This window comes from Phenylobacterium sp. LH3H17 (assembly GCF_024298925.1).
Classification (GTDB): Bacteria; Pseudomonadota; Alphaproteobacteria; order Caulobacterales; family Caulobacteraceae; genus Phenylobacterium.
The window spans coordinates 2,374,171-2,387,037 of record NZ_CP101283.1; the positions used below are offsets into that span (position 1 = coordinate 2,374,171).

The following is a 12,867-nucleotide window of genomic DNA, read 5'->3' on the forward strand; positions in this document are numbered from 1 at the left end:
AGCCTATGCCACCCTTTCGGCAACCGGCTTCGATCTGCGACGGACGCGGACGTCCCGCCCGTCTAAACTGTCGTCCTCAAGCGAATCAGGGAGCCCGCATGGCCCGCGACGGCGCCGTCTATGTCTGCCAGTCCTGCGGGGCCACGCAGACCAAGTGGGCCGGCCAGTGTCCCGCCTGCGGCGCCTGGAACACCCTGGTCGAGGAACTGCAGTCGCGGCCGCCCGGCGCGCTCGCGCCCAGCAAGGCCTCGCGCACCCGGGGCCTGGCCTTTCAGGGCCTGGACGAGCACACACCCTCCCCGCCCCGGATCGCCACCGGCGTGGACGAGTTCGACCGGGTCTGCGGCGGCGGAGTGGTGCCCGGCTCGGCGATCCTGTTGGGCGGCGACCCCGGAGTCGGCAAGTCGACATTGCTGATGCAGGTGATGGCCAGCGCCGCGCGGCGTGGGGCCTCCTGCGCCTACATCTCCGGCGAAGAGGCCATCGCCCAGGTGCGCAGCCGCGCCCAGCGCATGGGCCTGGCCGACGCGCCGGTGAAGCTCGCCACCGAGACCAGCCTGCGCGACATCCTCGACAGCCTGAAGCGCGAGAAGTTCGACCTGGTGGTCATCGACTCCATCCAGACCATGTGGAGCGACGTTCATGAGGCCGCGCCGGGCTCGGTGACCCAGGTCCGCGCCGCCACCGGCGAACTGGTGCGGCTGGCCAAGAAGCAGGGCGTGGCGATCATCCTGGTGGGCCACGTGACCAAGGAGGGGACCATCGCCGGTCCCCGGGTGATCGAGCACATGGTCGACGCCGTCCTGGCCTTCGAGGGTGAGCGGGGCTATCCGTTCCGCATCCTGCGGGCGGTGAAGAACCGCTTCGGGGCCACCGACGAGATCGGGGTGTTCGAGATGGGCGACGCAGGCCTGGGCGAGGTGAAGAACCCGTCAGCCCTGTTCCTCGACACCTCTGGCGAGCGGGCGGCCGGCGCGGCGGTGTTCGCCGGCATTGAGGGTTCGCGGCCGGTTCTGGTGGAGTTCCAGGCCCTGGTGGCCCCCTCGGCCTACGGCACGCCGCGCCGCGCGGTGGTGGGCTGGGACAGCGGGCGGCTGGCCATGGTGCTGGCGGTGTTGGAGACCCGTTGCGGCCTGTCGCTGGGCAATCGCGACGTCTATCTCAACGTGGCGGGCGGCCTGCGGGTCAATGAGCCCGCCGCCGACCTGGCGGCGGCCGCCGCGCTGGCGTCCTCCGCGCTGGACGCGGCCCTGCCGCAAGATTGCGTGGTGTTCGGAGAGATCAGCCTATCCGGCGACATTCGCCCGGTCAGCCGCATGGACTCGCGCCTGAAGGAGGCCGCCAAGCTGGGGTTCCGCCGGGCGCTCGGCCCGAAAGACATCGACGGTGGCGGCATGAAGATCGACGGCGTGAGCCGCCTGGCCGAGGCCATCGCCCGTATCGGCGAGAGCCAATGGGACTAGATCCCCTGCCCTGGTTCGACATCATCGTCGGCTTGGCCCTGTTGGTTTCGGCGGGGGTCGGCTTCTATCGGGGCGGCACGCGGGAAGTGGTCACGGCGCTCGCCCTCGTCGTGGCGGCGGTCGCGGCGATCTACGGGCTGCGTTGGTCGGGACCCATCGGCCGCAACCTGATCGATCCAGACTGGCTGGGCACGGTGAGCGCCGGCCTGGTGGTGTTCGTGGCAATCTACGGCCTGTTGCGCATCACCGGAGCCGGCATGGTGCGCAAGGTCCGCGACATGCAGGTGCTGGGCATGCTGGACCGGCTTATCGGCCTGGGATTCGGCCTGATCCGCGCCGTGGTGGTCCTCGGGGCCTTCCATCTGGTGTTCCACGCCGCCACGCCGCCGGACCGGCTGCCCAAGTGGATGACGGGTGCGGCCTTTTATCCCCTGACCCGCGCCTCGGCCGATACGCTAAAGGCCATGGCGCCCAAGGGTTTCGACATGGCCGACAAGCTGCGGCCCTCCTTCGACGAGGCGGTTCGTGACGGTTCCAAGTCAGCCGGGGGTGACTCTCGTGACGCTCAAGGCTATGACCCCGGCGAACGCGGCGGGCTCGACGATCTGGTGGAGAAATCCCGATGACCCAGGATCTGGATCGATGGCGCCAATCGGCGCTGAATCCCCGGGATCCTGACGACGACACCCCCAGACTGGAATGCGGCGTGTTCGGCGTCTTCGACGTCAACGCCGCGGCCGCCATCACCGCGCTCGGCCTTCACGCCCTGCAGCATCGCGGCCAGGAGGCCTGCGGCATCGCGGTCTTCGACGGTCAGCGCTTCCACACCGAACGTCACATGGGCCATGTGGGCGACGCCTTCGCCGGCGCCGACCTTGTGGACCGCCTGCCCGGTCACATGGCCATCGGCCACACCCGCTACTCCACCGCGGGCGGCAGCTTCATCCGCAACGTCCAGCCGATGTTCGCCGATCTCGAGGCCGGCGGCGTGGCTCTGGCCCACAACGGCAACCTCACCAACTTTCTGACCCTGCGCGAGCAACTGGTCTCGGAGGGGGCGATCTTCCAGTCCACCTCCGATTCCGAAGTGATCCTCCACCTGCTGGCCCGGTCGCGGAAATCGCGGTTCGTGGACCGGTTCATCGACGCCCTGTCGCGGATCGAGGGCGGCTACGCCCTGGTGGCGCTGACCAACAAGAAGCTGGTGGGGGTGCGCGATCCGCTAGGCATCCGCCCCCTGGTGCTGGGCGAGATCGACGGCAAGTACGTCCTGGCCTCGGAGACCTGCGCCCTGGACATGATCGGCGCGCGCTTCGTGCGCGACATCGAACACGGCGAGATGGTGGTCATCGACCATGACGGTATCGAGAGCCTGAAGCCCTTCCCCGCCGCCCGCGCCCGGCCCTGCATCTTCGAATACGTCTATTTCGCCCGCCCCGACTCCGTCGTGAACGGACGCTCCGTCTATGACGTGCGCAAGCGCATGGGCCGCCGCCTGGCCCAGGAAAGCCACGTTCCGGTCGATGTGATCGTGCCGGTGCCCGACTCCGGCGTGCCCGCGGCGCTGGGCTACGCTCAGGAAACCGGCGTGCCCTTCGAAATGGGCATCATCCGCAACCACTATGTGGGCCGGACCTTCATCCAGCCCACGCAAGGCGCCCGCGAGCTGGGCGTGCGCATGAAGCTCTCGCCCAACCGCAACGTCCTGGCCGGCAAGCGGGTGATGCTGATCGACGACTCCATCGTGCGCGGCACCAATTCAGTACGCGTGGTGCGGATGGTCCGCGAGGCCGGGGCCGCCGAGGTGCATCTGCGCTCGGCCTCCCCGCCCATCAAGTGGCCCGACTACTACGGCATCGACATGCCCGACCGCGAGCACCTGCTGGCGGCCAACAAGTCGGTCGAGGAGATCGCCAAGATCCTCGAGGTCGACTCCATGGGCTATCTGTCGGTCGATGGGCTCTATGCGGCGATGAACGCCGACGCGCGCGATCCAGTGAACCCCCAGTTCACCGACCACTATTTCACCGGCGACTATCCGACGCGGCTTCTGGACCGCGAGATCGCCGAGGGCCGCAACGACGGGGCCGACCGACAGCTCTCGTTCCTGGTCGACGCGTGATCTCAAGGATCGCGGCCTGGCGTAATGCGCTGGGCCTGGATTGGTATATCGCCGCCATCGTCGGCATGGTCGTGCTGGCCTCGATCCTGCCGGCCCGGGGCGAGGCCGCGCCCGTGGTCGCCACCGCCACCAAGTTCGGCATCGCCCTGGTCTTCTTCCTGCACGGCGCCAAGCTCAGCCCAGACGCAGTGATCAAGGGCCTGCTGCACTGGCGGCTGCACGGCCTGGTGCTGGTCACCACCTTCGTCCTCTGGCCGCTGACCGGCCTGGGCGCGGCGGCGCTGCCGAGCTGGGTCCTGCCGGCCGCCCTGGCGCCGGGCGTGGTGTTCCTGGCCTGCCTGCCCTCGACCATCCAGTCGGCCATCGGCTTCACCGCCATCGCCCGGGGCAATGTGGCCGCGGCGGTCTGCGGCGCCTCGGCCTCCAACCTGATCGGCATGGTCGCCACCCCGGTGATGGCGGGCGTCCTGCTGGGCGCCCAGGGCGAAGGCGTCTCGCTCGCGTCGCTGCAGGCCATCCTACTGCAGCTCCTGGCGCCCTTCCTGGCGGGCCAGCTCCTGCGGCCGTGGGTCGCCGGCTTCATCCAGCGTCACGCCAAGCCCTTCGGCCTGGTGGATCGGGGCTCGATCCTGCTGGTGGTCTACAACGCCTTCTCCGGCGCGGTCGTCGCCGGCATCTGGAGCCAGGTTTCGGCCCTGGACCTGGCCAGGATCATGCTGCTCTGCGTGGTCCTCCTGGCCATGTCGCTCGGTTTCATGGTCTGGGTCGCCCGCGCTCGCGGCTTCTCCACCGAGGATGAGATCGCCATCGTGTTCGGGGGCTCCAACAAGAGCCTCGCCGCCGGGGTTCCCATGGCCGGGGTGCTGTTCCCCGCCGCCACTGTGGGCTTCATTCTCCTGCCGGTGATGCTCTATCACCAGTTCCAACTGATGACCTGCGCCGCCCTGGCGCAGCGCTACGCCAAACGAGTTTCTTCATGACCGCCTCCCTCCCCCTCGACGGCAAGATCGCCCTGGTCACCGGCGCCACCCGCGGCATCGGCCGCGCCTGCGCCCTGGCGCTGGCCCAGGCCGGGGCCCACGTGGTCGCGGTCGGCCGAACCCAGGGGGCGCTGGAATCCCTGGACGACGAGATCAAGGCCGCCACCGGCAAGTCCGCGACCCTCGTGCCGCTCGACCTGACCCAGGGCGACACCATCGACGGCCTGGGTCTGGCCATCCACGAACGGTTCGGCCGGCTGGACGTGCTGGTCCACGCCGCCGCCATCCTGGGCGGCCTGTCGCCGATCTCGCATATCGACCCGTCGAACTGGGAGAAGGTGTTCTCGAGCAACGTCACCGCGACCTACCGGCTGATCCGCTCCACCGAGCGGCTGCTGCGGGTGTCGCCGGCCGGACGTGGCATCTTCTTCACCACCGGCCGCGTGGAGCGTCCCAAGGCGTTCTGGGGAGCCTATGGCGCCTCGAAGGCCGCCCTGGAGCACCTGGTGCGCACCTGGGCCGACGAGCTGGAGAACACCACCATCCGCGCGGTTCTGGTCGATCCCGGCGTCATGCGCACCAAGATGCGCGCCGAGGCCATGCCGGGCGAGGATCCGATGACCCTGCCCGAGCCCGCCGAGATTGGTCCGATGATCGTGGAGCTCGCGCAGGCCGATCTGGGCCTGCCCAAGGTCAACGTCCGCTTTTCCGACTGGGCGGGGGCCGGGAAGCTCGCTTCGGCTTGACGCCGGGACGCATCAGCTTGGCCTTGCGCCCCTTGGGTGTGGGTCCGGCGCCGATCTTCAACTTGCCCACCGAGGCCAGTTTGGTCTTGGGCTTCACCTTGGGTTTCGGCTTGGCCTTCACGGCCGGCGCATCGAGGTCCGCCGCCATGGCTGCGGCGGTGATTCCGGCGCGGGTGGCCGCGACGCCCTTGGGGGCTGCGGCCTTCTTGCCGATCTTGGGGGCGAACACCGGGGCCTGGGACCGCGGCTTGGGCCCACCCTTGTCCTCGCCCTCGGCATAGGGGTTCTTGTTCGACTTGACGGTGAGCCGCATGGGCACACCCGGCATGTCGAAGCTTTCGCGCAACGAGTTGATCAGGTAGCGCCGGTAGTGATCGGGCAGCTGGTCGGCGCGCGTGGCGAACAGCACGAAGGTCGGAGGCCGCGCTTTGGTCTGGGCCATGTACTTCGGCCGAACGCGACGACCGCCCACGGCCGGCGGCGGATGGCGCTCGATGGCCATGTGCAGCCAGTCGTTGAGGTCGCGGGTCTTGACCTTGGTCGACCAGTCCTTGTGGACCTTGATCACCGCGGGCATCAGCCGGTCCAGATGGCGTCCGGTCTCGGCCGAGAGCGCGATGACCGGCGAACCGCGAAGCTGCGGCAGCAGCCGGCCGGCCTCCTCGATGAGGTATTTGAGCGTCGCGCCTTGGTCGGCCACCAGGTCCCACTTGGCCAGGCAGAAGACCAGCCCGCGCCCTTCCCGCTCGACTAGGTCGGCGATCTGCAGGTCCTGGATCTCGAAGGGGTGGGTGGCGTCCATCACCAGGATGACGATCTCGGCGAAGGTGATCGCCCGGATCGAGTCGTGGGTGGAAAGCTTCTCCAGGTTCTCCTGGACCCTGGCCTTGCGGCGCAGGCCCGCGGTGTCGACGAGGCGGATGGCCTGACCGTCCCAGGTCCAATCGACGGAGATGGCGTCGCGGGTGATGCCGGCCTCCGGGCCGGTCAGCAGGCGATCCTCACCGATCAGCTTGTTGACCAAGGTCGACTTGCCTGCGTTCGGGCGGCCGACGATGGCGATGCGAATCGGCTTGTCGGCCTCCTCGGCGGCCTCCTCGTCATCGTCCGGCTGGACGGCCAGCAGCGCCTGGAAGAGGTCCGCCATGCCCTCGCCGTGCTCGGCGGAGATGGCGACGGGCTCGCCCAGGCCCAGGCCGAAGGCCTCCATGACGCCGACGTCGCTAGCCTTGCTCTCGGCTTTGTTGGCCGCGACGATCACCGGCTTGTCGTGCTTTCGCAGGATCTCGGCGAACACCTCGTCCATCGGGGTCACGCCATCGCGGGCATCGATGACGAACAGAGCCACGTCGGCTTCGGCGATGGCGAGCTCGGTCTGCTGGCGCATCCGGGATTCGAGGCTGTCGTCGGTGACGTCCTCGAAGCCGGCGGTGTCGATCAGTTCCAGGTCCAGGTCGCCGATCCGGCCCGTGCCATAGCGCCGGTCGCGGGTGACCCCCGGCTGGTCGTCGACAATGGCGAGCTTGCGCCCGGCCAGCCGATTGAACAGCGTGGACTTCCCGACATTGGGACGCCCGACAATGGCTAGTCGCATCGGCATGGCGTCACGTTTCGCTAGCGCAGCGCGATGAGTTGAGCCTCATCCGTCACGACAAAGATGGTCCCGTTCACCGCGATCGGGCCGATCAGGGTGGGGGATCCAAGGTTCATGGTCTTCTCGACCTCGCCGGTCTTGGCGTTGATCGCCACCAGCTCACCGCTGGTGCCGGCCAGGACGATCCGATTCGAGGCCAGGATCGGGCTCGACCAGACCGGGCGGGTCGAATAGTTCTTCCGGCCCAGGAATTTCATCCCGAACAGGCCGCCCTTGGACTGCTCGCGCCCGACGCCCAGGTCGCGGATCCAGTAGATCTGGCCGCTCTCACGGGCGACGCAGATCACCTCGCCGGACTTCGACACCACATAGACCACATCGCCGGCCGGCCATGGCGTGGTGATGCCGGTCACCGGCAGGCTCCAGCGCGCCTGGCCAGTGCGAAGGTCGGTGGCGGCGAACACACCCGAGTGGCTGACCGCGAAGACGTCGCCCTGGTAGATCACCGGGCGGCCGGGGATGTCGCGGATCTCGGACAGCGCGTTGTTACGGTTGGCGCGGCTGAGAGCTTCGTTCCAAAGGTCGTTGCCGTTCGCCGCGCGCAGCGCCACCAGTTCTCCGGAGCCGAAGGCCGCGACGACGGTGTCGCCCGAAACCGCGGGCGAGGAGGCCGCCAGGATGCGGGCCGATTCCGACAGGCCCTGATAGGTCCAACCGTCGGCGCCGTTGGCGGTGTCGAAGGTCAGCAGGGTGTTGTCCACGGCGACCACGAACAGTCGCCCACCCGAGACCGTGGGCGCGGCGTGGATCGGCTGTTCGGTCATGGTCTTCCAGACCACGGCGCCGGTGTCGGCGTTGAGCTGGGCGACGAAGCGATAGCCCGAGGCGACATAGAGCTTGCCGTCGGCCACGGCGAGACCGCCGCCGAAGGCTTCCTTGTCACGCTTGCTGCTGGGGCGGAGGTTGGCCTTCCAGACCTGGGAGCCGGACTGGGCGTCGAAGGCCGAGACCGTGGCCTCGCCATCCATGACGAAGACCTTGCCGTTGGCCGCCACCGGCGGGGCGGTGACGTAGGCGCCCTTGCCCGAGCCCTGGCCGAAGCCGCGCTTCCAGGCGATGGACAGGCCGCCGCCGGCCTCCGGATGGCCGACCGACTGCTCGGCCGTGCCGCCGGGCAGCGGCCACTCGGTGACCGTCGCCGGGGTCGGCAGGAAGAAGTCCGCGCCCTTGAGGGCCTCGGCGACTTCCAGCTTCTGGTCGGCCGCGACGATCGAGATGCGCTCGCCCTCAGAGGCGGTCTCGCCGGGAGCGTCGTCCCCGCCGCGGTTGAACGGGTTCAGCCTGTTGATCGTCGAGCAGCCGCTCACGGCCAGGGAGGCCGCGAGGAGCAGGACGAGCAGGCTGTTACGGCGAATAGACGTCATTGGGGTCCAGGGGCTGGCTGTTGCGGCGCGGGCTGGGCTTGGAGCCCGGGCGGCAGGGCGCCCGGCGGAAGGGCGACGGCGGGCGGCAGGGCCAGGGCGGCCTTCACCGCGCCGGGCACGGCCTTGGCCGAACCGGAATCGATCAGGGCGATGGCGGCCTTGGCGCGCTGGCTGACGCCCTCGCCGCCGTCGACCATCAGCGACAGCACGGAGAACTCGGTCCGCGCGCCCGGCAGGTCGCCGGCCATGATCTTGGCGAAGGCCAGCGCTTCGCGCGCTTGGACCCGATAGGGGCGGCCTTCATCGGTGAGCGGCTTCAGGCGCGCCTCCATGTCCTTGTACGGGCTTGAGTCGAGCAAGGCGAAGGCGGATTTGAGGCGGGCGACGTCGCCCAGCACCGGGGTCGGCGCGGCCTCGGCGGCCTCGTCGAACAGCTTCACGGCCTCCGCGACCTTGCCGTCGGAGAGCTGGAGCCCGCCCAACTGCTGAAGGGCCAGCGAACTGTAGGCCTTGGACGAGGACTTGCCGACCTCGCCCCACAGCCGCACAGCCTCGTTGCGGTCGCCGGAATTGAAGGCCTCGATGGCCGCGGCGTACTGGTCGGAGGCCTCGGTGTGGGCCTTGGCGCGATAGTTCTGATAGCCCCAGATCCCCAGGGCGACGACAAGGGCCAGCACCAGGGCCCCGCCGATCCACGGCAGGATTTTCAGCGCAAGCGCCTTGTAGCGGTCGGAGCGGAGTTGCTCCTCGACCTCTTCAAAGACATCAACCACGAAAGGGGACTCCGCGCGAAAGGGCGTTAGGGTTTTGAGCGGGGGAACCTATAGCGGCGGGACGTGCGCTGCAACGCTCGCAATCAGTCGACCCAATCGCGCCTGATGACGCTGGCCGCGGCCACGAAAAGCAGCGCGCTCAGAAGGTAGAATCCCAGCCCGGAATAGATGGCGTAGCGCAGCGCCTCGGCGCCGAAGCGCGGCGTCAGCAGATCGGAGACCGCGCCGAAATAGTAGGTGCCCAGGCCCAGGCCGATCAGGTTGTTGACGAACAGGAAGCACGCGCTGGCCGTGGAGCGCGAAGCGGCCGGAACCAGGTGCTGGACGGCGTTGATCACCGGGCCCAGCCAGGCGAGGTTCAGGCCCTGGGGGATCAGGAACAGCACGAAGGCCACGGCCAGGGACTTGGCCCCGATGGCGAAGAAGAAGCATGGCAGGGCTAGCGCAAAGGCCGCCGCCGGGACCAGCAGGTAGAAGCGCTTGTCGCGGCCTCCCAGCCGGTCGCCCAGCCAGCCGCCGGCCCAGACCCCCGCCGTGCCGCCCACCAGGGTGATGGCGCCCAGGAACAGCGATCGGTCGACCAGACCCATGCCCAGGCTCCGCTCGAAGAAGGACGGTAGCCAGAACGACACGCCGTAGCCGCACACCGACGACGCCGCGGCCGCGAGCGAGATGAGCCAGAAGCTGGGCTTCTTCAGCAGCAGGCCGAGCGCCCCCTTCGGCGGCGCGACCGGCTCGGCCTCGGGAATCGGCGCGCCGGCCTCGAGATCGGCCAGGCCGCGGCGAGGTTCGCGCACCACCAGGCGGAACACAGGCGCCAAAGCCACGCCCATCAGGCCCACGATGATGAAGGCCGCGCGCCAGTCGATGCTGGCGGCGATCAGGCCGCCGAACAGGATGCCCAGCGCGCTGCCCACCGGGATGCCGAAGGAATAGGCCGCCAAGGCGCGCGCGCGCTGTTCCTTGGGAAAATAGTCGGAGATCAGCGAATAGGCCGGGGCGACGCCGCCAGCCTCCCCTACCCCCACGCCCATGCGGCACAGGAACAGGGACCAGAACCCACCGGCGAGGCCGCAGAGCGCGGTGAAGCCGCTCCAGATGGTCAGCGCCCCGGTCATGATCCAGGTGCGGCTCCAGCGGTCGGCCAGCCAGGCGATGGGAATGCCCAAGCCCGTGTAGAACAGCGCGAAGGCCAACCCGCCCATCAGGCCGAGCTGACTGTCGGTGAGGTTGAGATCCTTCTTGATGGAGCCGGCCAGGATTCCGAGGATCTGGCGGTCCAGGAAGTTGAAAGTGTAGGCGATGATCAGCAGCGCCAGCACCGCATAGCGGTAGCCGCCGCCCCGCACCGTCGCTCGCGCGTCCGTCGTGGCCATGGTCGAGCCCTATCAGGAATCGAAAGGGCGCGGAGCCAATGGCCCCGCGCCCCTTGGAAGGAAGCCTAGAACTTGGCTTCCAGCGACAGGGTCACCGTACGCGGCGGGCCGTAGAATGCGCTCACCGAGTTGCCGAACAGCACGCCGGCCGACTGCGGGAAGTTGTAGCCCCCGATACGGTAGACCTCGTCGCCGAGGTTCTTACCGTGCAGGCCGACGCGGTAGCGGTCGTCGGACGACGACCAGACCAGGCTGGCGTCCATCAGCCAGTAGGCCTCCTGGTCCAGGCTCGAGGCGATCTCGAACATGTTGAAGCTGCTGCGATAGGCGGCGCTGGGCGAGAAGCTGACCTTCCCGTGGTCGCCCATGTCGTGGATGTAGGTCAGGCCGAGGCTGCCGTTCCACTCGGGGGTGTTTTGGAACACCCGGCTGTCGGACAAGTCGCGCACCACCGGCGGGAGAGTCGAGAGATCGAGAGCCCGATATTCGTCGAACTCCGCCTTGATGTAGCCCAGCGAGAAGTTGGCGCTGAGGCTGGAGGTGAAGGAGGCGACGCCCTCAAGCTCGAAGCCCGACATGTGGCTCTTGCCGACGTTCAGCACCTGGCTGGCGATGGACGCGCCAACCGGGGTCTGCTGCGTGATCTGCTGGTCTTCGTACTTGCCGTAGAACACCGCGGAGTTGAGCGAGAGGCGACGGTCGAAGAAGTAGCCCTTCAGGCCCGCCTCGTATGAGTCGACGGTTTCGGGCTCATACCCATTCACCGAGTTCGGGGTCAGGATGGCGTCGGCCCGCATGTCGAAGCCGCCCGACTTGAAGCCCTGGCTGTACGAGACATAGCCGGTCAGGTCCGGGTTGACCTCATAGCGCAGCGAGACCCGGGGCGTGAACTTCTCGAACGACTTCTCGTTGGTGAAGTTCGACCGCAACAGGCCGGGAATCGCCGTCGAGTTGCCGAACAGCGGGCTGGGCAGGCCGCTGAAGTTCTGGCGATAGACCTGGCCGGTCTTCTCGTCCTGGGTCCAGCGACCGCCCACCGATAGCGTCAGCGCGTCGGTCACGTCGTAGCTGACATCGGCGAACGCCGACCAGCTCTTGGTGTCGACGTGGCCCGCCGTGGCGATGGTCAGGTTGGCCTGGCTCACCACCGTATCGAATGCGCCGGCCGCCGTGGCGTTCAGATAGAAGATGCCGGCCACGGCCTGCAGTCGGTCGCCCGTATAGAGCAGCTGCAGTTCCTGGCTGAACTGGTGGTCGTTGTAGCGGGCCGGAATGTCCAGGATCTGGGCCGGCAGGCCGTCGAAGTCGATGGAGCCTTCGGTCTCGCCCGCCCGGTAGGCGGTGATCGACTTGAGGGTCAGCACGTCGCTGACGTTCCACTGGGCGAGCAGCGAGACGCCGCGGGTCTCGACACGGTTGACGTCGCCGGAACCGGCGCGGGTGTCATAGACGCCGGGGAGCGGCGCGCCGCCGGCGATGGGGGCGCCCAGGAAATTCAGGGCCTGGACCTCGCGGTGGCCGTGGCGCGGATTGGACTTGTCCTGCACCAGATCGCCGGAGAGACGGAAGAACAGCTGCTCGGACGGCTCCCACTCGAGGGTCGCTCGCGCGGCGCCGACGTCCTTATTGTAGTGTTCGGCGCCGGTGGTGAGGTTCGTGCCGTAGCCGTCGCGGTCGAACTTGGCCCAGGTGAGGCCGAGGCCCACCGTGTCGGAGACCTTCCCCTTGGCCGAGGCCACGAAGTCGCGTTGGCCGTAGGAGCCGAAGGCTCCCTTGAACTTCATCTCAGGCTCGCCCTGGATCTTGGCGGTGACGTACTTGATCGCCCCGCCGATGGTGTTGCGGCCATAGAGCGTGCCCTGGGGCCCGCGCAGCACTTCGATCCGCTCGATATCGAACACGTCCAGCACCGCGGCCTGCGGGCGGGCGACATAGACGTCGTCGATATAGAGGCCGACGCCCGGCTCGAAGCCCCAGAGCGGGTCCTGCTGGCCGACGCCGCGGATGAAGGAGATCAGGGTCGAGTTGGAGCCCCGCGCCACCTGGACGGTGAGGTTGGGCGTCGTCTGCTGCATTACGGTGAGGTCGGCCGCACCGGTGCGCTCCAGGCGCTCGGCGCTCACGGCGGTCACGGCGACCGGGACGTCCTTCAGGGACTCCTCTCGGCGGCGGGCGGTGACCACCATCTCCTCGACGGTCGTGCCATCGCTGTCCGGGGTTTGGGCCACGGCCATGGTCGTCATGGCCGACCATGCCGCGCCCGCCAGGAGCGCCGCCTTCATCATGTTGTGCATCGTGTGTCTCTCCCAGGCCCGGCCGTTCGGACGGCGAGCATTGTTGAAATTCATCGTCGGACGAATTTCGGGGACATTGAGACTATTCGGGCGCG

10 protein-coding genes are annotated in these 12,867 nt (G+C 68.4%); 5 read left to right on the forward strand and 5 right to left on the reverse strand.

The genetic code is table 11. The features are described 5' to 3' along the window. The first annotated feature begins 98 nt into the window (after positions 1-98). Genes radA through M9M90_RS11810 form a run of 5 tightly spaced genes read left to right on the forward strand, consistent with a single transcriptional unit; the run spans position 99 to position 5,311 of the window. Positions 99-1,463, forward strand: coding sequence for a DNA repair protein RadA (gene radA / locus M9M90_RS11790; RefSeq protein WP_254833431.1), 1,365 nt, complete (start codon positions 99-101; stop codon positions 1,461-1,463). After that, positions 1,454-2,089, forward strand: a complete 636-nt coding sequence (locus tag M9M90_RS11795; RefSeq protein WP_254833432.1) for a CvpA family protein — start codon at positions 1,454-1,456, stop codon at positions 2,087-2,089. Before radA ends, M9M90_RS11795 begins: the two co-directional genes overlap by 10 nt. After that, positions 2,086-3,585 carry an amidophosphoribosyltransferase gene (gene purF / locus M9M90_RS11800; RefSeq protein ID WP_254833433.1) on the forward strand — a complete coding sequence of 500 codons (1,500 nt, stop codon included), beginning with the start codon at positions 2,086-2,088 and terminating at the stop codon, positions 3,583-3,585. Before M9M90_RS11795 ends, purF begins: the two co-directional genes overlap by 4 nt. Next, a complete protein-coding gene (locus M9M90_RS11805) occupies positions 3,582-4,565 on the forward strand; it encodes a bile acid:sodium symporter family protein (RefSeq protein WP_256549197.1) in 984 nt (327 codons plus the stop codon). Before purF ends, M9M90_RS11805 begins: the two co-directional genes overlap by 4 nt. Continuing rightward, positions 4,562-5,311, forward strand: a complete 750-nt coding sequence (locus tag M9M90_RS11810) for an SDR family NAD(P)-dependent oxidoreductase (RefSeq protein WP_254833434.1) — start codon at positions 4,562-4,564, stop codon at positions 5,309-5,311. The genes M9M90_RS11805 and M9M90_RS11810 overlap by 4 nt, the downstream gene beginning before the upstream one ends. Here the strand turns inward: M9M90_RS11810 and der are convergent. The 5 genes from der to M9M90_RS11835 all read right to left on the reverse strand — a co-directional run bounded on the left by der (position 5,259) and on the right by M9M90_RS11835 (position 12,772). After that, positions 5,259-6,911: a ribosome biogenesis GTPase Der gene (der, locus tag M9M90_RS11815; RefSeq protein WP_254833435.1), complete on the reverse strand. Its 1,653-nt coding sequence runs from the start codon at positions 6,909-6,911 to the stop codon at positions 5,259-5,261. The genes M9M90_RS11810 and der overlap by 53 nt on opposite strands. Positions 6,912-6,925: 14 nt before the next feature. Beyond that, the gene (locus tag M9M90_RS11820; protein WP_254833436.1) at positions 6,926-8,329 is read right to left on the reverse strand and encodes a PQQ-binding-like beta-propeller repeat protein; all 1,404 of its coding nucleotides are present in this window, start codon (positions 8,327-8,329) and stop codon (positions 6,926-6,928) included. Next, positions 8,326-9,102 carry a tetratricopeptide repeat protein gene (locus M9M90_RS11825; protein ID WP_254833437.1) on the reverse strand — a complete coding sequence of 259 codons (777 nt, stop codon included), beginning with the start codon at positions 9,100-9,102 and terminating at the stop codon, positions 8,326-8,328. Before M9M90_RS11825 ends, M9M90_RS11820 begins: the two co-directional genes overlap by 4 nt. Before the next feature lie 83 nt (positions 9,103-9,185). Beyond that, positions 9,186-10,478 carry an MFS transporter gene (locus M9M90_RS11830; protein WP_254833438.1) on the reverse strand — a complete coding sequence of 431 codons (1,293 nt, stop codon included), beginning with the start codon at positions 10,476-10,478 and terminating at the stop codon, positions 9,186-9,188. Between the two features lie 65 nt (positions 10,479-10,543). Beyond that, entirely contained in the window at positions 10,544-12,772 is a 2,229-nt protein-coding gene (locus M9M90_RS11835) for a TonB-dependent receptor (RefSeq protein ID WP_254833439.1), read from the reverse strand. Positions 12,773-12,867: the final 95 nt, after the last annotated feature.

Excerpts from the sequence above, each read along its gene's own strand:
- M9M90_RS11835 (WP_254833439.1), bottom strand. The coding sequence starts at position 12,772 with ATGCACAACATGATGAAGGCGGCGCTCCTGGCGGGCGCGGCATGGTCG.
- M9M90_RS11795 (WP_254833432.1), top strand. The coding sequence starts at position 1,454 with ATGGGACTAGATCCCCTGCCCTGGTTCGACATCATCGTCGGCTTGGCC.
- M9M90_RS11820 (WP_254833436.1), bottom strand. The coding sequence starts at position 8,329 with ATGACGTCTATTCGCCGTAACAGCCTGCTCGTCCTGCTCCTCGCGGCC.
- purF (WP_254833433.1), top strand. The coding sequence starts at position 2,086 with ATGACCCAGGATCTGGATCGATGGCGCCAATCGGCGCTGAATCCCCGG.
- der (WP_254833435.1), bottom strand. The coding sequence starts at position 6,911 with ATGCCGATGCGACTAGCCATTGTCGGGCGTCCCAATGTCGGGAAGTCC.
- M9M90_RS11830 (WP_254833438.1), bottom strand. The coding sequence starts at position 10,478 with ATGGCCACGACGGACGCGCGAGCGACGGTGCGGGGCGGCGGCTACCGC.
- radA (WP_254833431.1), top strand. The coding sequence starts at position 99 with ATGGCCCGCGACGGCGCCGTCTATGTCTGCCAGTCCTGCGGGGCCACG.
- M9M90_RS11810 (WP_254833434.1), top strand. The coding sequence starts at position 4,562 with ATGACCGCCTCCCTCCCCCTCGACGGCAAGATCGCCCTGGTCACCGGC.